Source organism: Nonomuraea sp. NPDC050478 (genome assembly GCF_044458265.1).
Taxonomy (GTDB): domain Bacteria; phylum Actinomycetota; class Actinomycetes; order Streptosporangiales; family Streptosporangiaceae; genus Nonomuraea; species Nonomuraea ferruginea.
In genome coordinates this window covers 993235-1019008 of record NZ_JBITHT010000004.1, presented here as the reverse complement: position 1 = coordinate 1019008, position 25774 = coordinate 993235, and the positions used below count along the sequence as shown (strand labels likewise).

The following is a 25774-nucleotide window of genomic DNA, read 5'->3' as shown; positions in this document are numbered from 1 at the left end:
CAAATAGTTGGCATGTTGACGATTGGCCATAGTGACGGTTAGCGTGGTTGACACCTGAACGAGGAGGCAGCCATGACCTACCGGCTGGACATGTCGATGATGCTCGCGATGCACGACGCGCTCCGGCGCGAGCTGGAGCGCGTCGCCCGCGTCGCCGCCAAGACCGGCGACGACCCGCGGCGGATCCTGCGGGCCGCCGTCGGATGGGAGCTGTTCAAGAAGTTCCTGCGGGTGCACCACACGTCCGAGGACGTCGCGCTCTGGCCCGCGATGCGCGACGCCGTGAGCGCCGACGGTCTGGCGCTGCTCGACGCGATGGAGGACGAGCACGCCGCCATCGACCCGCTGCTGGACGGCGTGGACGCCGCTCTCGCCGACCGCGAGAGCGGCGCCGAGCGGCTCGGCGGCCTGGTCGACGCCCTGGTCACCGGTCTGGGCGGGCATCTGCGGCACGAGGAGTCCGAAGGGCTCGCGCTCATCGATGCCACACTCGGCGAGGAGCAGTGGAGCCGGTTCGGCCAGACCCACCGCGAGCGCATCGGGGGCGACGCCCCGACCTATCTGCCCTGGCTGCTCGACGACAAGGACCCCCGGGTGGTGGCGGCCATCCTCGACGGCATGCCCGCCGCCCTCCGGGAGGCGTACCGCGACGAGTGGCGCCCCGCCTACGACCGTCTGAACCTCTACTGACGAGGACCCCGCGCCGGAGACCAGGGCGGCATCACGGAATGGCAAGCAATTCTCCATACCGTCCGTCACCGAGTCGCTACGTACGGCAGTATTCCTCGCCTATGGAATGGGGGAGGAGCCGGATGAAGCGGTTCGTGACACTGGTGGGCGGCATGGTGGGCGGCATGGCCATGCTGGGCGTGTGCGTGGCGCCGGCGAGCGTGGGCGCCGAGGCGAAGCCGGAGACCCCGCCGGCGCGGGTCACGTGGGGCGCCTGCCCGAAGAAGGGCGAGAAGAAGCTCACCACGTTGGCGGAGAGCCTCGGCACCCAGTGCGGCACCGTACGGGTGCCGCTCGACTACCGGGAGCCGTTGGGGCACGCCATCAGGCTGTCCGTCAACCGGATCAAGGCCAAGGAGCCCCGTGACGGCAACCATCTCGGCACCCTGGTGGTCAACCCGGGCGGCCCCGGCGCGTCCGGCCGCGACCTGGCCGTGTACGTGGCCGCGGCGCTGCCGCGCGAGCTGCGCGACCGCTACGACGTCGTCGGCTTCGACCCCCGCGGGGTGGGCGCCAGCCAGCCGGCGATGCGGTGCGTCGACCCCGAGGTCTACCACCGGCCGCCCCGTCCCGACTCGGTGCCGGTCGATCGCGCCGACGAGAACACCTTGCTCAGCCGGGCCGCCGACTACGCCAACCGGTGCGGCAGCGCCTGGTCGTGGCTGCTGCCGCACATGAACACGGAGAACGTCGCCAGGGACCTCGACCGGATCCGCGCCGCGCTCGGCGAGCAGCGCATCAGCTACCTCGGCTACTCCTACGGCACCTACATCGGCGCCGTCTACGCCACCCTGTTCCCGCAGCGGGTCAAGCGGCTGGTGCTGGACAGCGTGGTGGAGCCCGACGGCGAGTGGTACCGGAGCAACCTGACGCAGAACCGCGCCTTCGAGAAGCGTCACCGCGCGCTCATGGCGTGGACGGCCCGCCACAACCGGACCTACCAGCTCGGCCGCACCGCCAGGCAGACCAGGTTCGCCTGGTACGCGATGCGCTCCCGGCTGGCGGAGCAGCCTGCGGGCGGCGTGGTCGGCCCGAGCGAGCTGGACGACACCTTCACGATCGCCGGCTACAGCGAGAGGGTCTGGCCCGAGCTGATCGCCGCCTGGTCCGCGTACGTCCGCGAGGGCGACCCGAAGCCGCTGGTCGCCGCCTGGGAGAAGCACGGCAAGAACGACGCGGACGACGAGAACGGCTACGCCGTCTACCTCGCCGTCCAGTGCCGCGACTCGCGTTGGCCGCGCGACTGGAACACCTGGCGCCGCGACATGACCAGGCTGCACCAGGAGGCGCCGTTCCTCACCTGGCCGAACGCCTGGTTCAACGCGCCGTGCGCGTTCTGGCCGGTGCGCGGCGGGGAGCCGGTCAAGGTGCGCGGCTCGTGGCGGCTCCCGCCGATCCTCATGCTCCAGTCGCGCGACGACGCCGCCACCCCGTACGCGGGAGCGGTCACGATGCGCGGCAGGTTCCCGACCGCGCGCATGGTGGTCGAGACGGGCGGCGACCACGGCATCTCGTTCGCCGGCAACCGGTGCGTGGATCGCCACCTGGTGGCCTACCTGCAGGACGGCACCGTACCCGCCCAGGGGGCGCGGTGCGCGGCCAAGCCGGAGCCGCGACCGAAGGCCCGCATGAAGTCCCGCTCCTCTCTAGGTCACGAAAGGCTCACCGACGTGCTAGCCAGATGAGCTATTCCGTGGTCGTTCGCGTAGTCTGACCATGTGATGCTGCGTACATCGGCGTCGCGCGTCCTCGACGACAGCGACCGGGACGAGGTGCTCGCTCTGCTCGACACCGACCCGGTCGCGAACGTTTTCGTCGCGTCCCGGGTGCGGAGCGTGGGGCTCAACCCGGCCCGGCTCGGCGGGCAGATGTGGGGCTTCGGGCCGCGCGGCGCGCTCGTGTCCCTCTGTTACGCGGGCGCCAACCTGGTGCCGATCAACGCGGGCCCCGAAGCGGTGCACGCCTTCGCCGACCGCGCGCGCAAGCAGGGCCGCCGCTGCTCCTCGATCGTGGGTCCCGCCGACGCGGTGGGGCAGCTGTGGGAGCGGCTGGAGCCGCACTGGGGCCGGGCCCGCGCGATCCGCTGGGCGCAGCCGGTCATGGCGACCTCCCGCAGGCCGCCGGTGCCCGCCGACCCGCTGGTGCGGCGGGTGCGGCCGGAGGAGTTCGAGATCCTGCTGCCGGCCTGCGTGGCGATGTTCACCGAGGAGGTGGGCGTCTCGCCCAACCTCGGCGACGGCGGCGCGCTCTACCGCACGCGGGTGTCCGAGCTGATCCGCATCGGCCGGTCGTACGCGCGGATCGAGGGCGGCCGGGTGGTGTTCAAGGCCGAGATCGGCGCGGTGACCCCGCACGCCTGCCAGATCCAGGGCGTGTGGGTCCATCCCGACCTGCGCGGGCGGGGCTACGCGGTGTCGGGCATGGCCGCGATCGTGGAGGCCGCGCTCGACTGCTTCGCGCCCGTGGTGACGCTGTACGTGAACGACTTCAACCACTCGGCCAGGGCGGTCTATCGCCGGGTGGGCTTCCACGAGGTCGACACGTTCATGTCCGTGCTCTTCTGACCCGGTCGGCGGTCTCCTCGGCGAGCTGGGCGAGGATCGACAGCTCGCCCGGCCGCTCGTCGAGCAGCTCGTCCAGGCTGATCCGCCACGTGATGATCTCCAGGGGCGTCGCTCCCGGCTCCTCCGCCAGCCGCAGGCGGGTCTCGGCCAGCTTGAGCTCGTACATGACGCCGAGGTAGTGGCCGACCGCCTCGCCGAGCCACCAGTAGACTTCCGTGGCGGCCGCGGGCACGAAGATCCGGGCAGCCTCCCAGGCGACCCGCCGGGGTTGCCGCACCGCCATGACCGGATTTTACGTCATTTACGTACGTTCGTCCCCTGCGGGAAGGGCCGGGCGGGGGTCAGATCCGGACGAGCTTGTCGAACAGGCGCGTCAGCTCGGCTTCCGGGTCGGCGGTGAGCCCGGCGTGGACCGGGCCGGTCTGCACGATCGTGCTGCGGGGCGCGGTCAGCCAGCGGAACCTGCCGCCCAGCGACTCGGCCGACAGCGGGCCCGCCTCGTCGCCGCAGGCCAGCGCGTAAGCGCTCAACGCCTCCTCGACCCGCGCCACGTCGGCCTCGGGGTCGAGGGCGCGCAGGCGGGACGCGTCCAGCTCGACCCGCGCGCACAGGTAGGCGCGCGGCTGGCAGTAGAGCAGCACGCCCGCGTTGATCAGCTCGCCGCGCTCCACCCGCGGCACCACCCTGATCGCGGCGTACTCGTAGACGTCCCTGCTCACCCGCGCCCACCTCGCCAGAACTCGCCGACCGACCCCGGGCCCGGCCGCTGCGCCTTCGGCGCCGCGCTGGTCAGCCACCGGCCGGGACCGTGCGCGCGCCGCAGCAGGTGATCGACGTACGCCTCGCGCACGGCTCCTGGTGAGGCGAAGCCCGGCTCGCCGTCGAGCCACTCGTCGGGCACCAGCGCCGTCACCTCCTGGAGCAGCTCGCGGGTGATCGGCGCGGACAGGGCGGCGGCCGCCTCCTCGACGCTCTCGGCGCCCTCGACGAACGGGGCCAGCACGTGGTCGCCGGCGTCGAACGGGCGCTGCGGGTCGGCCGTCTTCCAGTTGTGGTGGAACCAGAGTGCCGCGCCGTGGTCGATCAGCCAGCTGTCGCCGTGCCAGAGCAGCAGGTTGGGGTTGCGCCAGGTGCGGTCGAGGTTGTGGATCAGGCCGTCGAACCAGACCAGCCGGGCCGCGAAGGCAGGGTCGGGGGCCCAGGCGAGCGGCTCGAAGCCGAGCGCGCCCGGCAAAAAGTCGACCGCCAGGTTGCGGCCCGCGCTCGCCTTGAGCAGGTCTTGCACCTCCTCGTCGGGCTCGCGGGCGCCGAGCTGCGGGTCGACGTCGATGATCTTCAGCTCGGGGGTGCGGAAACCGAGGCGGCGGGCCAGCTCGCCGGCGATGATCTCGGCGACCAGGACTCTGCGGCCCTGGCCGGCCTCCCGGAACTTGACCACGTAGGTGCCGAGGTCGTCGCCCTCGACCACCCCGGGCAACGACCCGCCCTCGCGCAGCGGCGTCACGTAACGCGTCGCCACAACCTGTTCCAGCACCCGCAAAACCTATCGCGCCGAGCAGCGCGGGCTAAATAGCTGTTGCGACAGTAACTGTTCGAACAGCTATCATCGGCGCATGACCGAAGCCTCGATCGCTCTCGTGCTGGGTGGCGGCTCCCTGCTGGCCCTCGTCGGGCGGGAGCTCAACACCGAGACCGAACGCCTGCTCGCGCCGTACGGCCTGACCGTGCAGCAGGCCGCCCTGCTGGGGAACGCCGCCGCCGGCAACGCCACCCCCAGTGAGCTCAAGCACCACCTGGGCACCGACACCGCGGGCATGACCAGGCTGCTGGACCGGCTGCAGGCCAAAGGGCTGGTGCGGCGGGCCCCGCACCCCGGCGACCGCAGGTCCGTCGTCATCGAGCTCACCCCCGAGGGCCAGGCGCTGGTGCCGGAGCTGACGCCGATATTCGGCACGATCAGCCGGCGGGTGTTCGCCGGGTTCTCGGGGGAGGAGATGGCTCAGATGGCCGGCCTGCTCCGGCGAATGCTGGACAACCTCAAGACCGCAGAGCCCGGGAGCGCACCGCCGAGAGGATGAGGCGGCGGATGAGCCCGCTGCCCGGCCGGATGACGATCCAGTACGGGCGGAAGGCGCGCAGCGCGTCGGGGCTGGTGGCGACCACCCGCGTCTCCGTCGTCAGCCGGATGCGGCCGCCTTCATCCGCCAAGGAGAAGGCGAACGTGCCCTTGGCGAACCCGGGCCGGTCGAACGCCTCGAATGTCTCAAGCGAGCCGACCGGGACGTCCTGCGATCTGCCCAGCCGCCACCACTGGCCGATCAGGCCGAGCACCACCTCCCGGCCCGGGTCCACGACCAGCGGGGTGAAGCCGGGGCCGGGCTGCGGCGTGCGGCCGTGGACCAGGCGGGAGACCAGCGACCGGGCGGCGAAGAGGGGCTTGGCCAGGGGGACGTCGTCCGCGCTCATGCCGGTGAGCGCCTCCCACACGCGCTCCCGGGAGGCGTCGATCAGGATCGTGTGCCGTTCGGACATGTCGGGCCGGGGGATGAGCCGGGCGGCGCTGGTGACCACTGGAGCCTCCGTACGGTTGCGTATGGTCCGGACTATACGCCACCGTATGGAAGGCTGGCCGGGTGGGACGACTGAGTGCGGACGACTGGGCGGAGGCGGCCCTGGCCGCGCTGGCGGAAGGCGGCGTCGCCGCCGTCGCCGTGGAGCCGGTGGCCGCCCGGCTGGGCGTGTCCAAGGGCAGCTTCTACTGGCACTTCGCCAACCGGCGGGCGCTGCTGGAGGCCGCGCTTCGGCGCTGGGAGGCGCAGACCGAGCGGGTCATCGCCCGGCTGGAGGACGTCGCCGGCCCGCTGGAGCGCATGCGCGTGCTGCTGGAGCGGGCGTTCGGCGAGGGACGGGACGCCGCGATCGCGTTCCGGCTGATCAGCGAGGCCGACGACCCGCTGGTCGGTGAGGTGGCGCGCCGGGTGAGCGAGCGGCGCCTCGCCTACATGGAGGGCGTACTGCGCGAGCTCGGGCTGCCCCGGCAGGAGGCGCGCCGGCGGGTGCTCGCCGCCTACGGTGGTTACCTCGGCGTCGCCGCCCTCGTGCGCATCGGGACGATCCGGGAGATGCCCGACGACCTGGCCGGTCTCGCCATGGCGGAGCTCGGGCTGACCGGGAACGACCCGTCCGGGCCTCCATGATCCTGCAATAATGACGCCTTATGTCCGAGCTCCGAGCCGATGACCCGCGCCTGCTGGGCGCGTACCGGCTCTCGGCGCGGCTCGGCCAGGGCGGGCAGGGCGTCGTCTACCTCGGCCACACCGGCCAGGGCGCGCAGGTCGCGGTCAAGCTGCTGCACGCCAGCCTGTCGGCCGACCCGGCGGTGCGGCGGCGGTTCCTGGCCGAGGTCGAGGCGGTGCGCAGGGTGGCGCCCTTCTGCACCGCCCAGCTCCTCGACGCCGACCTCGAAGGCGACCGGCCCTACCTGGTGAGCGAGTACGTCGACGGCGTCTCGCTCCGCGAGCACATCGCCGAGCAGGGGCCGCGCACCGGCGGCTCGCTCCACCGGCTGGCCATCGGCACCGCCACCGCCCTGGGCGCCATCCACCGGGCCGGGGTCGTCCACCGCGACTTCAAGCCCGGCAACGTGCTGCTCAGCCTCGACGGGCCGCGGGTGATCGACTTCGGCGTCTCCCGGCTGATGGACGGCACCGCGACCACCGGCAAGATCCCCGTCGGCACGCCCTCGTACCTCGCCCCCGAGCGCATCAAGGGCGAGCCCGCGGGGCCGCCCGCCGACCTCTACGCGTGGGCGCTGACCGTCGCCTTCACCGCCACGGGCCGCCACGCGTTCACGGCGGCGACGGTCCAGGAGGTCATGGCGCGCATCCTGTACGGGAAGCCGGCCCTGGGCACGCTGTCCGGGCCGCTCAGGGCGATCGTCGACGCCTGCCTGGCGCCCGAGCCCGGCGACCGGCCGGACGCGGAGGAGGTGCTGCGGCGCCTGCTCGGCCAGGACGCCACCGGCGACGTGCTGACCTCGGGCGCCATGGCCGCGCTCGGGTCCGCCTCCGGTCCCGTGCCGCCCGGTGGCACGCGGCCCGTTCCATCAGATGACGCGGGCACCGACGGGCCGGCCACCGTGGCGTGGCGGGTGCCTCTGACCGGCCGGCCCGAGCTCACCGGGAGCCGGGCGCTCGCGCGGCTCGTCGACACCGCCGCGCCCGTTCGGCAGGCTCGGCCGGTCAAGCGGCGATTAGCGAAGTGGCCCGTCGTCGCCGGGGCGCTGGTGGCGGCGTGCGCGGTGACCGCGTTCGTGCTCTGGCCGCAGGGTGAGGGCCGGGCGGGGCGCTGGACCGGTTCGGCGACGCATCCCAGCGCCGGGCGGGTGTTCCCCGTCGACATCCGGCTCGATGAGGGCGGGGAGTCCAGCATGCGGTGGGGCGCCGATCTGCACTGCTCCGGCATCCTGCGGCCCGTCGGCGACCTCGTGTACGAGCTGCTGCACGTCGCCGGCACCGCGTGCCATCCGGGAACGCTCCGGATGCGGCCGATCGGCGACAGTGGCCAGATGGTCATCACGGTCACCCGCCAGGGTGAGGAAGAAGTGACGTATTCGGGCAAGGTCGCCCGGTCGTCCTGACCTCGAACGGTCACGGTCAGGTGGCGATGGCCCGGCCGCCGTTGACTCTCCGCCACCGGCTGCTTCAGTGGGAAGGGTAGGTGGGGTGGCGGCGAGGGGAGGCGCCCCGTGCCAACGGCGCAGCCGCTCAGGACGGGGGATCCACGGACACTCGGGCCCTACGAGCTGTCCGGGCGTCTGGGCGAGGGCGGCCAGGGTGTGGTGTTCCTCGGCACCCTCGCCGGAGAGAGCTACGCGGTCAAGCTGCTCCACGGGCCGGTGGGCGACGGGCGCGGGGCGTTCCTGCGGGAGGTGGAGCTGGCCAAGCACGTGGCCAGGTTCTGCACCGCGCAGGTGGTGGACGCCGGGTTCGACGAGGGCAGGCCGTACATCGTCAGCGAGTACGTCGACGGGCCCTCGCTGGCCCGCGAGGTCATGCTCACCGGGCCGCGGCGCGGCGGCGGGCTGGAGCGGCTCGCCGTCGGCACCGTCACGGCCATCGCGGCGATCCACCGCGCGGGCATCGTGCACCGCGACTTCAAGCCGCAGAACGTGCTCCTCGGGCCCGACGGGCCGCGGGTCATCGACTTCGGCCTGGCCAGGGCGCTCGACGCGGCCGCCACGCTGTCCAACAGGAGCGTCGGCACTCCCGCGTACATGGCTCCCGAGCAGATCACCGCGAGCGCGGTCACCGGGGCGGTGGACGTGTTCTCGTGGGGCGCCACCATCTGCTTCGCCGCCAACGGGACGGCGCCGTTCGGGCAGGACTCGGTGGCGCCGGTGCTGCACCGCATCCTCACCGCGCCGCCCGACCTGGGGAGCCTGGAAGGGCCGCTCAGGGCACTGGTGGAGGCGTGCCTCGACAAGGACGCCAGAAACCGGCCGACCAGCCGGGACTTGTTGCTGGAACTGCTGGGTACGTCGGAAGGCGTGCCGGCGGAGGTGCTGCGCTCGCCTCCGCCGCACATCCTCCGTGCCGTCCCCCCGCCCCGCCCGCCGGTCGCCGACTCCCGCCCGGTCCCTCTCGCGGAACCGGAGACCACGGGCACCCCGGACGACTACCACCTGCCGGAACCACCCGCTCCCTCGTCCAGCCGACCAGGTGACGGCGGGTCGGGTGCCCCGGCTTCGGCAGGAGGGAGCCGAGACGACGCATCGCCTCCGGCGGCGGACGGCGCCGGGGCAGGTGGTTCTGGGCGGGAGGCGAGGCCGAGGCTGGGCGGGGCCGCCTATCGCGGGTCACCCGCCGGGTATCCCGTCGAACGAGTGCCACGCGAGCCCGCCCCGCCCGAGCGGGTGGGAACGGCTCCGCCTGGCCTCCCGTACTCGGCCGACTCGGCGGGGCGCGAGGCTGGTCCGCGGGTGGGGACGGCCGGGCCGTCGGGGCGCGAGGGTGGTCTGCGGGCGGGGACGTCCGGGCCGTACACGGCCGAGTCGTCGGGGCGTGAGGCTGCGCCGCGCGTGGGGACGGGCGGGCCGTACTCCGCCGAGCCGCCGGGGCGCGAGGGTGGTCTGCGGGCGGGGAAGGCTCCGCCCGAGCCGTACTCGGCCGAGTCGTCGGGGCGTGAGGCTGGTTCGCGGGTGGGGACGGGCGGGTCCGGGTCGCCGCGGCGGGCGCTGGGGAAGGCGGGGCTGGCTGTGGTCGGGGCGTTGCTGGTGACCGCCGCTGTGCTGGTGAGCCTGTTCGTGCCGCTGTTCAGGGAGGACGGCATGCGGGTACGGGCCGGTACGCCGACCTCCGGACCCACCGCCGAGCCGTCCGGTCAGGCGGCCGACGACCAGCCCGCCAAGGAGCGGCCGCCGACGGAGGAACGTTCGCAGGACGACCGGACCCCGGCGTCGAAGGAGCCGCCCGTCCGGAAACCGGTGGAGATCGCCGTGCCCGCCCTGGCCGGGCTCTCCCGGGCCGCCGCCGTCAGGGCGCTCGAACGCGCCGGGCTCGCCGCCGGCGACATCACCAAGGCCGACTCCCCGCGGAAGATCGGCCAGGTGCTCGCCTCCCGACCGGCCGCCGGCACGCACGTCGCCAAGGGCTCGGCCGTCGCGCTGGAGGTGTCGGCGGGGGTGAAGGTGCCCGCGGTCACCGGCGAGCGGCGCGAGGCGGCCGAGGCGGCGGTCACCGGCGCGGGCCTGAAGGTGGGCAAGGTCTCCGCCTCCTGCGCCGCGAAACCGGACGGTCAGGTCCTGTCCACGGCCCCGGAGGCGGGCGCCAGGGTCTCGGGCGGCACCCCGGTCGCGCTGGTCGTGGCCCGCCGCGGCGCCCCCGTGCCCCCGGTGGCCGGTCAGTCGCGCGACGGCGCGCTCGCGGCCCTCCGCGCCGCCGGCCTCGTCCCGGTGGTACGCACGCAGGTGGTCGAGGACGAGTCCCAGTGGAACGTCGCCATCGCCCAGGACCCCGCCCCTGGCACCTGCGCCGAACCCGGCGCCCGCGTCTCGATCACGGTCGGCGCCCGGCCTCCCGACGGCCCCGACCCCACCGAGCCCACTCCCACCCCCACCCCTCCCACCCCCACCCCGGAACCTTCGACCGAGCCCTGACAGGGCCTCTCCTCACCGGGGGCCGGGTTAGCGGGGGTCGGCGAGCATGGCGTCGACCATGGCCAGCAGTTTGTCGCGGTTGCCGTCGCCGAGACTGCCTCCCACCATCGCCACCGCCTCCGCCAGCGGGTCCCGCCGGGGAAGCGCCGCCATGGCCTCGCCGAGTTCGGCGACCGTCCAGGGCGCGCCGTCCTTGGTCACGCTCTCGCCGGCGCTCCACCCGTTCAGGACTGTCACCGACGTCCCCCGTACCGCCAGCACCTGCCCGTTGACCGGGCACCCCGGCGTGGCCAGGTAGGCCGCGACGTGAGCCGTCAGCGCGGGGTCGAGCGGGTCGAACGCGCCGTCCGGCGGGCCGGACATCCCGGGTACGTCCGGCGGGCCGGACATCCCGGGGACGCCCTCGGTGAGCCGGGTACGGGCCATGGACGGGGACACGGCGTTGACCCGCACCCCGTACCGGGCGAGCTCCACGGCGTGGGCGGTGGTCAGGGCCGCGATGCCGGCCTTGGCCGCGGCGTAGTTGCCCTGCGTGATCCCGGGCAGCAGCAGCCCCGACGCGGACACGGTGTTGACCACCGCGCGGTCGCGGGTGTCCCCCTGGTCGCGCCAGTGGCGGGCGGCCCACCTGGTGACCGCGAACGTCCCCTTGAGGTGCACCGCCAGCACGGCGTCGAACTCGTCCTCCGTCATGTTCACGAGTGCCCGCCTGCGGTGGATGGCGGCGTTGTTGACCACCACGTCCAGATCGCCGAACGTCTCCACCGCGGTCTGGACCATCCGCCTGGCCCCGTCCCAGTCGGTGACGTCGTCGGTGCTGGCCACGGCCTGGCCTCCGGCGTCCCTGATCTCGTCGGCCACGGCCCCGGCCACGCCCGCGTCGCCGCCGGTGCCCTCCGGCGTGACGCCCGGGTCGTTGACCACGACCTTCGCTCCCTCGGAGGCGAAGAAGAGCGCCTCCTGCCTGCCGATCCCGCGTCCCGCGCCGGTGATGAGCGCGACCCGTCCGTCCAGGGTGCCCATGACAGCTCCTTTCGCTGCACTCGTGCATTAATACACTCAATGTAGCAATACATGCGATGTAGTAAAGTCGCGGTCATGGGGTTGCGTGAGGCGAAGAAGGAACGAACCCGGGAGGCGCTGGTCGAGGCCGCCGTCCGGTTGTTCGAGGAGAAGGGGTACGAGCGGACGACGGTCGCGCAGATCGCCGCCGCGGCCCAGCTCTCGACGCGCACGTTCTTCCTGCACTTCGCGGCCAAGGAGGACGTGCTGCTGGCCAACAGCGTCCCCAGGGTGGAGCTGGGCGTCGCGGCGCTCGGCGACCGGCGGCCCGGCGAGACTCCGGGTGACGCGCTGGTCCGGGCGATCGGCGCGATGGTCGCCGACGCCTCCGCGAAGGACCTCCCGACCGGCCTGGCCGCCGCCCGCGCCCGGCTCGTGGCGACCGAGCCGGCGGTCCAGGCGCGGTTGCTGCAGCGCATGGCCACCGCCCAGACCGCCCTGGCCGACGCGCTCCACCGCGCGTACCCGGACGAGCTGGACCCCGTGGCGGCGGCGGCCGTCGCCGGCGCGGCGATCGGCGCGGTCAGCGCCGCCGCGGTCGTCGCCCTGCGCCACGGCCTCCCCCCGGCGCAGGTCCGCGAAGCCATGCTGAAAGCCCCGGCCACCGCTGCCACCCACCTGCCGAAGTGACGTCGGCTCGCGTGACTCCCGGGGGTGCCGCCTCGTTCAACCCACAGTAATCAACTGGTAACGTAGAGCGCATGCCATCGGCGCCGCACGAGGCCCTCCACCGCATCTTCCAGGAGGAACCCTCGCTCTTCTCCCGCACCCTCAAGGCGCTGGACATCCCGTTCCCCGAAGTCAGCTCGTTGTCGGTGGTCAACACCGACCTCACGGAGATCCTGCCGATCGAGCGACGCGTCGACACGTTGCTCCAGGTGAAGTCCGAGCTCGGCGAACACCTGGTCATCATCGAGTCACAGGGGAAGCGGGACCACGAGAAGCCTCCCGCCTGGGCCTACTACATCAGCTACCTGCATGCGAAGTTCCGGCGCGAGGTCGTGCTGATCGTCATCTGTCAGCACGCGTCCACCGCGCGTTGGGTCCGGGGCCCGAAGTCGATCGGCCTTCCCGGCATGCCGACCATGACCATGTGGCCGATCGCCCTGGGCCCCGACAACGTCCCCGCCGTCGTCGATCCCGCCGTGGCGGCGGAGGACGTGGTCCTCGCCGTGTTCTCCGCGCTCGCGCACGCCCTCTCACGTAGCGTGAATGCCATACTGGAGGCGCTGGCACCAGCGCTGGACACCCTCGACGTCGATGATGCGGGTTTCCTCGCCGAGTTCATCGAAGTCGGCCTCGGCGACACCACAGCCCGGCAGCTCTGGAGGAAGATGATGTCCACCGGGACGTACCGTTACCAGTCCGAGTTCGCCCAGCAGTTGCGGGAGGAAGGGCGGGAGGAAGGGCAGGTCCGGGGGGAGACGAGGTCGATTCTGCTGTTGCTGGAGCGCAGGGGGGTGGCCGTGGACGAGGCGGCGCGGGCGCGGATCGAGGGGTGCGCCGAGGTGGCGCGGCTCGACACGTGGCTCGTCCGCGCGATGAGCGTCGCCACCGTCGACGAGCTCTTCGACTGACTAGAGGTTCTCGATGGCGAGGGCGGCCCGCAGGAGGGTGGCGTGGACCTCGTCCTGGGGGAGGTCCATGGTGTGCACGACGGCCGACTGCAGGGCGCCGAGCACGGCCCAGCCGCGCACCGTCGCGGCCTCGTCCGGGCGGGGGCCGACGAGCTTGAGGTAGATCTCGTCGCGGAAGGTCCTGACCGCCTCGCCCGTCGAGCCCGGAGGGGCGGCGTCGGCGGTGCCGAGGTCCTCCATGAAGAGCCGCATCACCGCCCGGTGCCGCACCATGAAGCCGGCCAGCGCCGTCACGAAAGCGCGGCGGTCGCCCGCGAAGTCGGCGCCCAGCAGGGCGATCATGTCCTCCGCCGCCGGGGCGATGAGCTCGGCGGCGAGCCTGTCCTTGGGGTGGAAGTGGTACGCGATCGCGGTCTTGGTCAGGCCCACGGCGGCGGCGATGTCGGCCAGGGAAGTGTTGGCGTAGCCGCGCTCGGCGAAGAGCTCGCGGGCGGCGGCCAGGATGCGGCTGCGGGTGTCGTCGGCTGTGGTCATCATCTCATTTCCGGGTTCGCGCAACCTTCCCCCTTTTATCGCCCTTTATCGTAGTGCTGTACGACCGTACAGGACGGGCGTTCGAGGCTGGGGGTCGCGATGGCGCGCTTTCTGGGCTGGCTCGGTGGCTGGTGCGCCCGGCACGGGAGGGCCGTTCTGGCCTTATGGGTGACGCTGGCCGTGGCCGCGATGGGCGGCAGCCTGGTGCTGGGCAGTCCCGTCAGCACCGAGGTGAGCATCCCCGGCACGGACGCCCAGCGCGCTCATGACCTGATGCGTGACGGTTTCGGGCCGGGGTTCCAGGCCGGCGGCACCGTACAGCTCATCGTCTACTCCCCGGACGGGCCGCTCATCGAGGAGCCGCGCAAGGGGGCCGTCGAGGACGCGGTCGCGAACATCCGCGAGCAGGAGCACGTCAAGGAGGCCGACTCGCCGTTCCGGCAGGGCGGCATCGCCTCGAACCTGCAGATCGGCGTCATCACCGTGCGGCTGGAGGGCCACGACAGCAGCAAGGTGGCCGAGAACACGCAGCGGATCTCCGCGGCCGCCGAGCCGGCCCGCGACGCGGGGCTGGAGGTCGTCGCGAACGACAGCTCGACGCCCGCCGACAAGGAGATCAAGACCGGGCCGAGTGAGATCATCGGCGTGATCTGCGCCCTGCTGGTGCTGATCTTCGCGTTCGGCACGCTCACGGCCGCGCTCGTGCCGATCTTCACCGCGCTGGTCAGCGTGGCCACAGGGTTGGGCGTGATCGGGCTGCTCGGGCATGTCATGGACGTGCCGAAGCAGGCCGGGATCATGGCCACGATGATCGGCCTCGGCGTGGGCATCGACTATGCGCTGTTCCTGCTGTCGCGCTACCGGCGGCTGCTCGCCTCGGGCCTGCCCGTCCAGCAGGCGGTGCGCGGGGCGGTGTCCAGTTCGGGCGGGGCGGTGGTGTTCGCGGGGGGCACGGTCGTCATCGCGCTCACCGCGCTCATGTTCGCCGGGTTCCCGCTGCTGGCCACGCTCGGCTGGATCACCGGCATCTCCGTCGTGATGGCCGTGCTCACCGCGATCACGCTCGTGCCGGCCCAGCTCGGCCTGCTGGGCCACGGGGTGAACGCGCTGAAGGTGCCGTTCCTCGGCCGCCGGCCGGAGTCGTTGGGGTGGACCGCGCTCGGCATGTGGGTGGCGCGGCGGCCGTGGTGGGTGCTCGTCGGCAGCGTGCTCGTGCTGGCCGCGCTCGCCGCGCCCGCTCTCTCGCTCAAGCTCGGGACGCTCGACGACGGGTACGGCGCGCACGGGTCGGAGCCGCGGCGGGCGTACGAGCTGATGTCGGTCGGGTTCGGGCCCGGCAGCACCGGGCCGTTGACCGTGGTGGCGAGCGGGCGGGGCGAGGTCACGGAGGCCGCCGCCGAGCGGCTCGCCGACCGGATCGGGGACCTCGGCGGCGTCGCCCATGTGGCCGAGCCCAAGCTGAACGACGCCGGGCGGGCGGCCATGATCCAGGTCATCCCCGACTATCCGCCCAGCGACCCGCGCGCCGCCGACCTCGTACGCGAGATCAGGACGTTCGACGGCGACGGGCTGGAGGTGCACGTGGGAGGCGAGGTCGCCGCGCTCACCGACGCCGCCGACCGGCTGACCGAGCGCACCCCGCTCGTCATCGGCGTCGTCGTGCTGCTCAGCGCCCTGCTGTTGCTGCTGGCGTTCCGGGCGCCGGTGGTGGCGATCAAGGCGGCGCTGATGAACCTCATCTCGCTCGGGGCCGCGTTCGGCGCGCTGGCTGCGGTGTTCTCCTTCGGCGTGGGCAGCGGGCTGGTGGGCATGGACCCGCCCGTGAACGCCTCGTACGTGCAGGCGCTGTTCTTCTCGGTGCCGATCGAGAGTTACGTGCCGCTGATGCTGTTCGCGGTGCTGTTCGGGTTGTCGATGGACTACGAGGTCTTCCTGCTGACGGCGGTCCGCCAGGCGTACCTGAAGCACGGCGACAACGCCAGGGCGGTGGCCGAGGGGCTGGGGTCGACCGGGCGGGTCATCACGTCGGCGGCGCTGATCATGGTGGCGGTGTTCACCGCGTTCATCGCCTACCCCGACTCGATGGTGAAGACGTTCGGCGTCGGCCTCGCGGTGGCGATCGCCGTGGACGCCACGCTGATCAGAGGATTCCTGGTGCCGGCGACCATGGTGCTGCTGGGGCGGGCCAACTGGTGGTGCCCGCGCTGGCTGGACCGGCTGCTGCCCAACCTTTCGGTGGAGGGGCACGAGGAGGAGCCCGCGCCGCCGGTGCGGGCCGACCGGCCCAGGGTAGGCGCGGGGGCCTGACCTGGATTCTTACCGGTCGTGCCGGGTAGTCGCAGGTCACTGCGGGGGGCGCGTACGACTCACAGGAGGCTTCCTCGTAAGGTGAGGACGCGTATCGCACATAAGCTGGGAGAGTCCGTGTTGCACGAGAAACTGTCGTCGATCTATGACAACGTCCTGCGCCGTAACCCGGGGGAGATCGAGTTCCACCAGGCGGTGCGGGAGGTGCTGGAGAGCGTCGGCCCGGTTCTCGGCAAGCACCCCGAGTACGCCGAGTCGAAGATCATCGAGCGCATCTGCGAGCCCGAGCGGCAGATCATCTTCCGTGTGCCATGGGAGGACGACCGCGGCGAGGTCCACATCAACCGCGGCTTCCGGGTCGAGTTCAACAGCGCGCTCGGCCCGTACAAGGGTGGTCTGCGTTTCCACCCGTCGGTCTACCTCGGCATCGTGAAGTTCCTCGGGTTCGAGCAGATCTTCAAGAACAGCCTCACCGGTCTGCCCATCGGCGGCGGCAAGGGCGGCTCCGACTTCGACCCGAAGGGGCGCTCGGACCGTGAGGTGATGCGGTTCTGCCAGAGCTTCATGACCGAGCTCTACCGGCACATCGGCGAGTACACCGACGTGCCCGCGGGCGACATCGGCGTCGGCGGACGCGAGATCGGCTTCCTGTTCGGCCAGTACAAGCGCATCACCAACCGCTACGAGTCCGGCGTGATCACGGGCAAGGGCCTGGTGTACGGGGGAGCACAGGTACGCACCGAGGCCACCGGCTACGGGTGCGCGTTCTTCGTGGAGGAGATGCTCAAGTCGCGCGGCACGTCCTTCGACGGCAAGCGGGTCGTGGTGTCCGGCGCCGGCAACGTCGCCGTCTACACGATCGAGAAGGTCGAGCAGCTCGGCGGCGTGGTGGTGGCCTGCTCCGACTCCTCCGGTTACGTCGTGGACGAGAAGGGCATCGACCTCGACCTGCTCAAGCAGGTCAAGCAGGTGGAGCGCGGCCGGCTGGAGGCGTACGCGGCGCGCCGCGGCGACCACGTGACGTTCGTGCCGGGCGGCAGCGTGTGGGACGTGCCGTGCGAGGTGGCGATGCCGTCCGCCACCCAGAACGAGATCACCGGCCGCGACGCCGCCGTCATGGTCGAGAACGGTTGCGTCGCGGTGGGCGAGGGCGCCAACATGCCGACCACGCCCGAGGGCATCAAGGTGTTCCTGGAGGCGGGCGTCGCCTTCGGGCCGGGCAAGGCCGCCAACGCCGGCGGCGTCGCCACCAGCGCCCTGGAGATGCAGCAGAACGCCAGCCGCGACTCGTGGAGCTTCGAGTCCACCGAGCACCGGCTGCAGGAGATCATGAGCGACATCCACGACCGCTGCCTCGAGACCGCCGACGAGTACGGGATGCCCGGCAACTACGTGGCCGGCGCCAACATCGACGGGTTCCGCCGGGTGGCGGACGCGATGCTCGCGCTGGGGCTGATCTGAGGGTCTAGGTCGCGGGCAGGGCGGTGGCCAGCAGGATCACGCCGACGGACCCGACCAGCGACGTCACCGCCATGGCGCGGGCGAAACCGCGCCGTCCGGCGCCGGTGGCCCAGCCGTGCAGGGCCGCCGCCGCCATGACCGCGGCGAACAACGCCAGCTTGGCGGCCAGGATCCGGCCGTAGCCGGGCTCGGCGAGCGACTCCCAGGTGACGCCCTTGTGCCACGCGATGGCCACGCCGGTGCCGATCTGCAGGGGCAGGAACACCGCGCCGGTGAACATGCCGAACCGCCGCCCGACCGCGTTCATCACCTGGCCGCGCCGCTCCTCGTCCAGGATGCGGCGGGCCAGCGGCAGCACCACCAGCGAGACCGTGAGCTGCCCGCCGACCCACAGCGCGGCCGACAGCACGTGCAGGAAGCGCACCACCGCCCACCAGGTCACTCCGCCACCACCTCCGCCGCCTCACGGTACTGTCCCCGGCGGGAAAGGGGACGGGCCCAAAGGCCGTGGCGGGCAGGACTAAAGTCCCCGCACGGCCCGTCCCGACCGCCGCCACGCGGTGAGCCCGCCCTCCAGCGGCCGGGCCCGGAAGCCGTGCCCGCGCAGCAGCTCGACCGCGCGCGGGGACACCACGCAGTAGGGGCCGCCGCAGTAGGCGATGATCTCCTTGCCGCCGGGCAGCTCGCCCAGGCGCTCCTCCAGCTCGCGCAGCGGCACCGACACCGCGCCCGGCACGTGTCCGGCGGCGAAGGCGCCGGGCGAGCGCACGTCGAGCACGAGAGTCGCCGGGTCCGCCAGCCTGGCGGCCAGCTCGTCCGCCGTCACCGTCTCGTACGAGCCCAGCAGGCCGGCCACCGCGTCCCGCAGGTCGGCCAGCCGGTCCTGGGCGAACCCCTGGAACGCGCCCAGGAACCGCGACACCCGCTCGTCGGCCAGCCGGTAGTAGACCCGGGTGCCTTCCTTCCTGGCGGTCACCAGCTGGGCGGCGCGCAACTGCTGGAGCTGGGCCGAGGTGTTCTTCAGCGGGACGCCCGCCTCCCGCGCCAGCTCCTCGACGGTGCGCTCCTGCTGGTCCAGCACGTCGAGCAGGCGCAGCCGCACCGGGCTGGCCAGCGCCTTGCCGATGCGGGCGAGCTGCTGGTAGACGGGCTCCTCGGGGAACATCAGACCATGTACTGGTCGTGGCGGCGGTACAGCTCGGTCCACTCCTCGGGGCTGAGCTGCCGCTCCTCGGCGGCGATGGCGGCCAGCTCCTCGAAGTACGCCTCGCGCGGGGCGCCGGGGGTGAAGAGGATCAGCATCGACGCGGGCTCGCCCGACTCGTTCCTGAAGGCGTGGATGCCGCCCTCGGGGACGAACAGGAAGTCGCCGGCGTTTCCGTCGGCCCACTCCTTGCCGTTGTAGAGCCGCACCGATCCGGACAGGACGTAGAACGACTCGGTCATGGTGCGGTGGAAGTGCGGCTGCGGGCCGCCGGGGCGCGGGCCCATCTCCCACCGGTACAGGCCGAACGCGCCGTTGGTGGACTCGCCGGTGCCCAGGTAGTGCACCTGCGTTCCGGGGTCCTTGCCGATCACCAGGTCCGGGCCCTGGGTGGTGCGTCGCAGCCGTCCGCTGGCCTCGCCGTTCTCGTCGAGGTAGCGCGCGTCTGGGTAGGACATGGGGGGCTCCTCTCGTTTTCTAACGTTCTTTAGATTAACGGCTGACAGGCCGGTGCGGAAGGGGGAAAGATGATCGACGGCCGGGCGGCCGTGGCCCGCGGAAGGCGCGGCCGGGCGAGGGCGCCGGGGGGTCAGGCGCGGTGGCGGCCTCGGCGGGGGCCTCTGCGACCCTCGGCGTTGCCGCGGATGTCCCGGGCGGCGGGCGCGCGGTCGGCTGAGCGTGGGGTGCCGGTCAGGGCGGGCTCGTACGTCCGTGTGGAGATCGGGCCTGCGGGCTCGTACGGGGCATTCTGGGACGCTGCGTGGGTGCGGGCGTGCTGGGTGCCGTGAGCCGGGTCGTGCGGGCGGTGGCGGCGGCCGCGGAGCGGGGCGTCCGGGACGAACGGCTCCAGGCGCTGGATGTCGACGGACTGCCGGTGGCGGCGGCCGCGCAGGGGCGTGTCCGCCGTGGGACGCTCCTCCGGGCGGACGCGGGACGGTGCGGCCGGGCGGTCCCGCCGGCGACGGCCGGGGTGGGTGTCGGCGGAGGCGAGCGGGAGTAGTGGCTCCCCGCGGTCGGGGGCAGCGAGGGGGAGGACCGGCTCCCTGCGGTCGGCGGAGGCGAGAGGGAGGACCGGCTCCTCGCGGATCGGGAACGGTCCGGACGCGCCGCCCAGGAGGTGGAAGGCGCTGTAGGGGTCGGGCAGCTCGTACAGCCCCGGCTCGCGCGGGATCTCGATCGGCCCCGTGTCGGTGATGAGCCGGCGGGTCGAGCCGTCGTCCTCCCAGACGAGCGTGATCGGCCGCTCGGGCGCGGGGGCGGGCCGGCGCGGGCGGGAGAAGGCGTCGAACTCGCTGGTCGCCTCCGGGATGACGATCGGTTCGTGGGGGAACAGCGCCCGCAGGGACCTGAGCGCGGTGACCGGCTCCGCGACGTCGACCAGCGGCCGTGGCGCCTCCAGCTCCATCGGCTCCTGCAGCGGGCGAGAGGACGCGGTACGGGCCTGCTTGCGTGACTTGCGGCGGCGGTGGGAGCGGGACGCGGAGTCCTGCGCGACCGCCGCTCCGGCCGTGGCGGGCCGCAGCCGCAACGTCTTGGCCTTGGCCACCGCCAGCACGGCGAGGGCGGCCACCAGCGCGGAGGTGAGCAGCGCGGGGGAGTCGACCGTGACGGACGGGGAGGTGGCGGAGGCGTCCGTGATGACGGGCAGCGGGCCGGTCGTGACGGCGCTGGTGTCGGCCGTGGTGGGCTTGGCGTGCTTGCCGGACTTCGGCGCGGGAGAGTCGGCGGCGCCGGGGACGGCCTCGGGGGCGGGCTCGGCCTTCCCGGTGTCGGACTTCCCGGCCTTCGGCGGGGTCGCGTCCTTCTTCTTCTGTTCCTTCTCGGGGCGGGTGGCCGACGGGACCTTCTGCTGTCCGTCCAGTTCGACGTGCGGGACCACGATGGCGAGCCCGCTGCCGTCCTGCGTGCCGACCCCGGCCTTGGCCTCCATGGCCGCGGCCTCGTCCGCCGCCTTCTGGGCCGCCTCGGCGTCCAGCCGCTCCTTGATCTTCCACGGGTACCCGTAGCCGACGACCTTGCCGGTGTCACGCACCTTGCGCTTGGCGACCCCGCCGTCGATGTTGCCCTCGATGGTGTGGATGCGGCCGCCCGCGACCTTGGTCACCACACCGACGTGGTCGATCCGGGCGATGCTGTCGGAGCCGCCCCAGTCGAAGAAGACGAACGCGCCCGGCTCCGGCTTGGTGCCCCAGGCGTCCTGCTTCCTGAACCACTTGGCGTGCGCCACGGTCCAGGCGAACTGGCCCATCCACTCCTCGTACCCGAGCTTGGTCGCAGCCCAGCCCAGGAACATGTCGCACCACGGGGCGGAGCTGTAGTCGGCGTCGAACTCGATGTTCTCGCCGTACCAGTTGCCGAACTTGGTGTACGCACCGGACTTCTCCGAGTAGCCGAGCTGGCTCTCGAGAAGCTCGATGAACTTCCGCATCTCTGGGGTCATGGAAGTGCGGGGGCCAATCCTTCCAGGAGACCAGTTACGTACGAGCGACCAGGGGTACAGCGGGGAACCCCGGGACACTTGTGTCGAAACCGGATACCAGTAGTCATCCGTGATGAAGGAGGCTACCGTCACGGATGGCCAGGTCAAGCCTGCGTCAAGAAATCGTCACGAGATCCTCTGCTTCAACCGGCAGGTCAGCAGTCTTCCGGATGGAACGCCCCAAAGAGGATTTAATCCCAAAAGATCTATGTGACTACTTCGTTACGCCGTCGTGACCGTGCGGAGCGTGACGGATCTCATGGACCGTTCCCCGGCTCTAGAATGAAATTCGGTAGAATTCGTTCTAAGATGATGTCCCATGTCGATCGACGTGACGTCCGAAGCCACCCACGCGGCGCTCCTCGCCCTGGCCGCGCAGACCCGTGAGTTGATGGACGCGGTGCTCGCGACCGGCGCCGACGACGACGAACTGGCCGCCGTCACCGAGGAACTGCGCGCCATCACCGCCCGCCTCGACGCCGCCCGGCGGCCCCCGGTGGAGTTCGGCGAGCCCCGGTGGCTCCTGGGCAACGCCGCCGTCGGAGCCGCGAACCCGTTCGCGCCCCCGGTCGAGGTCGAGTACCCGCCCGGCGGCGGGGTCCGCGCCGAGCAGGTCTTCCGGCCGCTGCACGAGGGCCCGCCGGGGCTGGTGCACGGCGGGGTCAGCGCGATGGTCCTCGACCACCTGCTGGGCACGGCGGTCGGCGTGGCCGGGCGCGTCGGGCTGACCGCCTCGCTCACCATGAGCTATCGCGCTCCCGTCCCGCTGGGGGTCCTCGTCGTGGCGACGGCGGAGTACACCCGGTCGGAGGGCCGCAAGTCCTGGGCGGAAGGCCGCATCGCCCTCCCCGACGGAACCGTCCTGGTGGAGGCCACCGGTCTCTTCATCACCCCGGGCTGGCTCCCGCAGGAGGCCTGACGGGGCGCAGTGCCGCCTGGCCGTCCGGTGTGGGAGTGGGCTGGGAGGGCGAGGCGCAGGCGGGGCCGTCCACGGCCACCTCGCTGATCTGCGGCCCGTTCGCCGCCGCGGGTTCCGTCATCGCCACCAGGGTCAGGTGGGCGCGGTGGCCGCACGCCACCTGGCCGAGGTCGCGGCGGGCCCGGCTGGTGTAGTCGGTGCCGCCGGACAGGGTGCGGCTCTCGCCGGCCACCTCGCGCGACACGCCGCCGTCGTCGCGCCGCAGGTACGACAGCCGCAGCCGGACGCTGCCGGGGCCGTCGGCGGTGACCCGGACCGAGCCCGTGGAACCGTCCCAGGACAGGATGCCGATCCCTGTCACGGCGGTGTTCCCGCGGGGCGGCGGGGAGGCGGGGGCTCTGGAGGTCGTGGGGGCGACGCTGGGCCGCGTGGTCGGATCGGGGCGCGGCCGGCCCGGGCTGTCCGAGGGAGGAGGGCCGGTGGGGCGCCGGCCGGAGGGGGACGACTCAGGGGACGCCGTGCCGGAAGGGTCCGCAGACGGCGGGCCGGGGGAGGCTGTGCCGGAGGGGTCCGGCGGCGGGTCCGTGGCGGGCGGGGGGACGTCCGCGGTGGTCTCCGGGGGCATCAGCGCCGTGGCCGGCCCCGGGGGTAACGTCCCGCCGGACGCCAGCAGCGAGATCGCCACCGCCACCACGGTCGCCACCGCCAGCCACAGATAGGGCGGCAGCGCGGGCAGCGGACGCGGGGCGGCGGCCCTGGGGGCGGGCTCGCGCTCGGTCCTGGCCAGCGGGAAGCGCAGCGCGAGCGCGGTCGCCGGCTCGGCCAGATGGCGGCGGCCCCGCTGCTCCCACTCCCTCCCGTAGCCGGCGACCGCGTCGCGCTCCAGCTCGGCGAGGAACTCCACGGCGGACGCGTACCGGAGAGCGGGGGCCTTGGCCAGCCCGTGCCGCAGCAGCCCGCGCAGCGCATCCGGCACCACCTCCAGCGGCGGCGGCTCCACCAGGTGCTTGTCGCGCAGGGCCGCCAGGTCCTCGCCGCGGTACGGCGCGCGCCCCCTGACGGCCTCGAACAGCACGCACGCCGCCGCGTACAGGTCGGCGAGCGGGCCCGCCTCGCCCCGCGTCCACAGCTCGGGAGCCATGTACGGCGGGCTGCCGGCGGGCACGCCGGGCTCCTCGGCGTGCGTCACGATGCCGAAGCCGGAGAGCTTCGCCGTCCCGTCGGCCTGCACGAGCAGGTTCTCCGGCCGCACGTCGCGGTGGGCCACGCCGTGCCCGTGCGCGGCCGCCAGCGCCTCCAGCGTGCTCTTGACCACGACGAGCGCCGCCTCCGGGCTGACCCGGACGTTCTCCCTGAGGATCTCCCGCAGCGACACCCCGTCGACGAGCTCCATCACGACCGCGGCCCGCCTGGGCGTCTCGACGTACTCGTACACCCTGACCACGTGCGGGTGGTCGATCTCCACCAGTTCGGCCGCGTCCTGCCGGTAGCGGGTCATGAAGTCGTCGTCCCTGCGCAGGGTCGCGTTGAGGTACTTGATCGCGACGTACGCGCCGGTCTCCTGGTACGTGGCCAGGAAGACCCGGCCGGTGCGCCCGCTGTCAAGCTGACGTACATCGCGGTAACCAGGGACCACGTCCAACCCCTCCGGAACGGCAGCCGATCTGTTTCCGACCGTCTCACCGGAGGTCGCGATTGTCACGTGCGTGGACAGGTGGGGGGCCATCCCTCAATATCACAATATGTGCTGATAGAGTCACAGATTGTGACTAGACGAGTAGAAATCGGCTGGCCCACGCTGGGCACCGCCGTGATCGCCGAACTGGACGAACGGAACGCCGTCCTGGCCCAGAGCGTGTGGGACGCGTTGCCGTACCGGAGCCTGCAGGGGCATGCCCTGGTGGCAGGCCATCACCTCTACCACGTCGCCCCGGTCCACGGCCTGCTGCACGTGCAGGGCACGCACAAGGTGGACCGTCGCGAGGCGCCCGACGGCACGCTGTTCGCCTCCCGGCTGCAGCACCTCGGCATCAAGTACGGCGAGCTGACCGAGCCGATGCCCGCCGTACCCATCGGCCAGGTGCTCCCGGAGCACCTCGACACGCTGGTCGAGTCGGGGCACGAGATCTGGGAGTCGGTCTACCGGACCAAGAAGGTCGTCATCGCCGAGGTCCGGCGGGCCGGCGAGCCGGGCGGCCACCGCCTGACCCGGCTGAGCGTCACCGACCCGCAGATCGACGCCCTCATCGGCGACGTGCACGCCGAGACCGAGCGCATCTGGCTGAGCCCGCCCGACGACCTGGCCGACATGCACGAGGGCCGCATCCCGTCGTGCGCGGGCAGCTTCGAGACGGTGCTCACCACGCTGGTGTTCGTCAACGGCGAGACCCGGCCGCTCGGCTACTCCTGCTTCACCGGGCTGGTCCGGGCCGCGTACGAGGAGATGCCTCTGGAGTCGCTGCGCCACATGGCGCAGCTGCTGGCCGCCACCCCCGCCGAGTTCCTCGGCTACTGCGGGCTCGGCAAGCTCCACGACTTCACCACGAGGGCGCTCGCCGGGCTGGACCGGATCGACAACCGCGACGACTTCGCCGCGCTCATGGCGCACCTGGCCCTGTACGTCAACTGCCTGGGCAGCTGGAACCTGCAGCTGTTCCCGTGGCAGCTCGGCGACCACCTGCGCCGCAAGGGGTCGCTCGAATGAGCGGCCGGGTCGTGGTCGTCGGCGGCGGCGTGATCGGCCTGTCCGTCGCCTACCACCTGGCCGAGGCCGGCGTCGGCACCGTGCTGCTGGAGCGCGGCACGCTCGGCTCCGGCGCGTCACGCGCCACGGCCGACGTGCTGCGCGCCTACTTCGCCGGCGACCCGGTCAGCTCCGCGCTGGCCGTGCGGAGCCTGGACGCCTACCGCGACTTCGCCACGCGGCCCGGCGCCCGGCTGCCGATGCGCCAGGTCGGCTACCTCGTGCTGTTCACCGACGCGGACCAGGTGGCGGCGTTCGAGGCCGACCTGCCCGCGCAGCGGGCCGTCGGGGTGGACGTCGAGCTGATCGACGCCCGCAGGGCCAGGCGGCTCAACCCGCTGATCGGCGGCGACCTGCCGCTGCTGGCCGCCGCCTGGTCGCCGCAGGCGTACGTGTCCGACACCGCGGCCATCGTCGACGGCTACGCGCAGGGCGCCAGGATGGCCGGGGTGCGCATCCGCACCGGCTGCCCGGCGCTCGCGGTCCACGACGGCCGGGTCGAGACGCCCGGCGGCACGATCACGGCCGACGCCGTGGTGTGCGCCGCCGGCGCCTGGTCGGCGCCGCTGGCCAGGTCGGCCGGGGTCGATCTGCCGCTGCCAGAGCCGGTCACCCAGGAGCTGCTGGTCACCGACCCGCTGGAAGCGCTGCCCGAGCTCCCGATCACCCTGGACGCCGCCAGCCGGCTGCTGGTGCGGCTGCGCGGCGACCGGCTGCTGATCGGCATGGGCTACCCGGACAACGACAGGGCCGCCTGGCGCGCCGGGGTCGCCGCCCAGCTCGCGGTCACGTACCCGAGCCTGAGCGGGGTCCGGCTGCACACGGCGGTCACCGGCGCGCGCGACGCCAGCCCGGACAGGACCGCGTTCATCGGCCACCGGCCGGGGCCGCCCGCGTTCCTGTACGCGGCCGGGTTCTCCGGGCACGGGCTGTGCAACGCGCCCGCCGCCGGCGAGCTGGTCCGCGACCTCTACCTGGGGCGCGAGCCGTGGCTCGACACGGCCACGCTCGCCGTCACGCGGGAAGGGGTGGGCTGAGC

The 25774-nt window shown here is 72.8% G+C and carries 25 protein-coding genes; 14 read left to right on the top strand and 11 right to left on the bottom strand.

Translation table 11 applies throughout. The features are described from left to right. Positions 1-72 precede the first annotated feature (72 nt). The 3 genes from ACIBF7_RS24645 (at position 73) to ACIBF7_RS24635 (ending at position 3293) form a co-directional block, all read left to right on the top strand. The gene (locus ACIBF7_RS24645; RefSeq protein ID WP_271276040.1) at positions 73-690 is read left to right on the top strand and encodes a hemerythrin domain-containing protein; all 618 of its coding nucleotides are present in this window, start codon (positions 73-75) and stop codon (positions 688-690) included. A gap of 122 nt (positions 691-812) precedes the next feature. Further along, on the top strand, positions 813-2414 hold the full coding sequence (locus tag ACIBF7_RS24640) for an alpha/beta hydrolase (protein ID WP_397198246.1): 1602 nt from the start codon (positions 813-815) through the stop codon (positions 2412-2414). Between the two features lie 36 nt (positions 2415-2450). Beyond that, positions 2451-3293, top strand: a complete 843-nt coding sequence (locus ACIBF7_RS24635; protein WP_148034860.1) for a GNAT family N-acetyltransferase — start codon at positions 2451-2453, stop codon at positions 3291-3293. Here the strand turns inward: ACIBF7_RS24635 and ACIBF7_RS24630 are convergent. From ACIBF7_RS24630 to ACIBF7_RS24620, 3 genes are read right to left on the bottom strand one after another with little or no spacing between them, the layout of a single operon-like run. Next, positions 3274-3576, bottom strand: a complete 303-nt coding sequence (locus ACIBF7_RS24630; protein WP_397198244.1) for a hypothetical protein — start codon at positions 3574-3576, stop codon at positions 3274-3276. The genes ACIBF7_RS24635 and ACIBF7_RS24630 overlap by 20 nt on opposite strands. A gap of 58 nt (positions 3577-3634) precedes the next feature. Beyond that, the gene (locus ACIBF7_RS24625; protein ID WP_271276037.1) at positions 3635-4012 is read right to left on the bottom strand and encodes a DUF3037 domain-containing protein; all 378 of its coding nucleotides are present in this window, start codon (positions 4010-4012) and stop codon (positions 3635-3637) included. Next, a complete protein-coding gene (locus ACIBF7_RS24620; RefSeq protein ID WP_397198243.1) occupies positions 4009-4827 on the bottom strand; it encodes a HipA family kinase in 819 nt (272 codons plus the stop codon). Before ACIBF7_RS24620 ends, ACIBF7_RS24625 begins: the two co-directional genes overlap by 4 nt. A 79-nt stretch (positions 4828-4906) precedes the next feature. Between ACIBF7_RS24620 and ACIBF7_RS24615 the strand changes: the two genes are divergently transcribed. After that, entirely contained in the window at positions 4907-5371 is a 465-nt protein-coding gene (locus ACIBF7_RS24615) for a MarR family winged helix-turn-helix transcriptional regulator (protein ID WP_397198242.1), read from the top strand. Here ACIBF7_RS24615 and ACIBF7_RS24610 read toward each other — a convergent pair. Next, positions 5331-5864, bottom strand: coding sequence for a hypothetical protein (locus ACIBF7_RS24610; RefSeq protein WP_397198241.1), 534 nt, complete (start codon positions 5862-5864; stop codon positions 5331-5333). The genes ACIBF7_RS24615 and ACIBF7_RS24610 overlap by 41 nt on opposite strands. A gap of 62 nt (positions 5865-5926) precedes the next feature. Between ACIBF7_RS24610 and ACIBF7_RS24605 the strand changes: the two genes are divergently transcribed. The 3 genes from ACIBF7_RS24605 to ACIBF7_RS24595 all read left to right on the top strand — a co-directional run bounded on the left by ACIBF7_RS24605 (position 5927) and on the right by ACIBF7_RS24595 (position 10449). Beyond that, complete coding sequence (locus ACIBF7_RS24605; protein WP_397198240.1) at positions 5927-6490, top strand: TetR/AcrR family transcriptional regulator; 564 nt, start codon at positions 5927-5929, stop codon at positions 6488-6490. Positions 6491-6510: 20 nt separating this feature from the next. Further along, on the top strand, positions 6511-7932 hold the full coding sequence (locus ACIBF7_RS24600) for a serine/threonine-protein kinase (RefSeq protein WP_397198239.1): 1422 nt from the start codon (positions 6511-6513) through the stop codon (positions 7930-7932). A gap of 108 nt (positions 7933-8040) precedes the next feature. After that, a complete protein-coding gene (locus ACIBF7_RS24595) occupies positions 8041-10449 on the top strand; it encodes a PASTA domain-containing protein (RefSeq protein WP_397198238.1) in 2409 nt (802 codons plus the stop codon). Positions 10450-10476: 27 nt separating this feature from the next. Here ACIBF7_RS24595 and ACIBF7_RS24590 read toward each other — a convergent pair whose 3' ends face one another. Continuing rightward, the gene (locus ACIBF7_RS24590) at positions 10477-11472 is read right to left on the bottom strand and encodes an SDR family NAD(P)-dependent oxidoreductase (RefSeq protein WP_397198237.1); all 996 of its coding nucleotides are present in this window, start codon (positions 11470-11472) and stop codon (positions 10477-10479) included. Positions 11473-11547: 75 nt separating this feature from the next. Here ACIBF7_RS24590 and ACIBF7_RS24585 point away from each other — a divergent pair, with 75 nt between their 5' ends. Together ACIBF7_RS24585 and ACIBF7_RS24580 are read left to right on the top strand one after the other, a co-directional pair. After that, the gene (locus tag ACIBF7_RS24585) at positions 11548-12141 is read left to right on the top strand and encodes a TetR/AcrR family transcriptional regulator (RefSeq protein WP_397198236.1); all 594 of its coding nucleotides are present in this window, start codon (positions 11548-11550) and stop codon (positions 12139-12141) included. A 71-nt stretch (positions 12142-12212) separates the two neighbouring features. After that, positions 12213-13088, top strand: a complete 876-nt coding sequence (locus tag ACIBF7_RS24580; protein ID WP_397198235.1) for a hypothetical protein — start codon at positions 12213-12215, stop codon at positions 13086-13088. On the opposite strand, the gene ACIBF7_RS24575 is transcribed toward ACIBF7_RS24580, so the two are convergent. Next, complete coding sequence (locus ACIBF7_RS24575; RefSeq protein ID WP_397198234.1) at positions 13089-13625, bottom strand: TetR/AcrR family transcriptional regulator; 537 nt, start codon at positions 13623-13625, stop codon at positions 13089-13091. It abuts the gene before it with no gap. A 96-nt stretch (positions 13626-13721) separates the two neighbouring features. Here ACIBF7_RS24575 and ACIBF7_RS24570 point away from each other — a divergent pair, with 96 nt between their 5' ends. Together ACIBF7_RS24570 and gdhA are read left to right on the top strand one after the other, a co-directional pair. Further along, positions 13722-15929, top strand: a complete 2208-nt coding sequence (locus ACIBF7_RS24570; protein ID WP_397198233.1) for an MMPL family transporter — start codon at positions 13722-13724, stop codon at positions 15927-15929. Positions 15930-16046: 117 nt separating this feature from the next. Beyond that, positions 16047-17390: an NADP-specific glutamate dehydrogenase gene (gdhA, locus tag ACIBF7_RS24565; RefSeq protein ID WP_148033685.1), complete on the top strand. Its 1344-nt coding sequence runs from the start codon at positions 16047-16049 to the stop codon at positions 17388-17390. Between the two features lie 4 nt (positions 17391-17394). Here gdhA and ACIBF7_RS24560 read toward each other — a convergent pair whose 3' ends face one another. The 4 genes from ACIBF7_RS24560 to ACIBF7_RS24545 form a co-directional block, all read right to left on the bottom strand. Further along, positions 17395-17832, bottom strand: a complete 438-nt coding sequence (locus ACIBF7_RS24560; RefSeq protein WP_219550207.1) for a DUF4149 domain-containing protein — start codon at positions 17830-17832, stop codon at positions 17395-17397. Between the two features lie 78 nt (positions 17833-17910). After that, positions 17911-18555 carry an ArsR/SmtB family transcription factor gene (locus ACIBF7_RS24555; RefSeq protein ID WP_397198232.1) on the bottom strand — a complete coding sequence of 215 codons (645 nt, stop codon included), beginning with the start codon at positions 18553-18555 and terminating at the stop codon, positions 17911-17913. Next, on the bottom strand, positions 18555-19052 hold the full coding sequence (locus ACIBF7_RS24550) for a cupin domain-containing protein (RefSeq protein WP_271276025.1): 498 nt from the start codon (positions 19050-19052) through the stop codon (positions 18555-18557). The genes ACIBF7_RS24555 and ACIBF7_RS24550 overlap by 1 nt, the downstream gene beginning before the upstream one ends. Positions 19053-19183: 131 nt before the next feature. Further along, complete coding sequence (locus ACIBF7_RS24545) at positions 19184-21022, bottom strand: CHAP domain-containing protein (RefSeq protein WP_397198231.1); 1839 nt, start codon at positions 21020-21022, stop codon at positions 19184-19186. A 370-nt stretch (positions 21023-21392) separates the two neighbouring features. Between ACIBF7_RS24545 and ACIBF7_RS24540 the strand changes: the two genes are divergently transcribed. Further along, positions 21393-21992: a PaaI family thioesterase gene (locus ACIBF7_RS24540; RefSeq protein ID WP_397198230.1), complete on the top strand. Its 600-nt coding sequence runs from the start codon at positions 21393-21395 to the stop codon at positions 21990-21992. On the opposite strand, the gene ACIBF7_RS24535 is transcribed toward ACIBF7_RS24540, so the two are convergent. Beyond that, positions 21961-23628 carry a protein kinase gene (locus ACIBF7_RS24535; RefSeq protein ID WP_397198229.1) on the bottom strand — a complete coding sequence of 556 codons (1668 nt, stop codon included), beginning with the start codon at positions 23626-23628 and terminating at the stop codon, positions 21961-21963. The genes ACIBF7_RS24540 and ACIBF7_RS24535 overlap by 32 nt on opposite strands. Positions 23629-23757: 129 nt before the next feature. Between ACIBF7_RS24535 and ACIBF7_RS24530 the strand changes: the two genes are divergently transcribed. Continuing rightward, positions 23758-24696 (top strand): hypothetical protein, encoded by a 939-nt coding sequence (locus tag ACIBF7_RS24530; RefSeq protein WP_261808774.1) that lies wholly within the window; start codon positions 23758-23760, stop codon positions 24694-24696. After that, the gene (locus ACIBF7_RS24525; protein ID WP_148033678.1) at positions 24693-25772 is read left to right on the top strand and encodes an FAD-binding oxidoreductase; all 1080 of its coding nucleotides are present in this window, start codon (positions 24693-24695) and stop codon (positions 25770-25772) included. The genes ACIBF7_RS24530 and ACIBF7_RS24525 overlap by 4 nt, the downstream gene beginning before the upstream one ends. Positions 25773-25774: the final 2 nt, after the last annotated feature.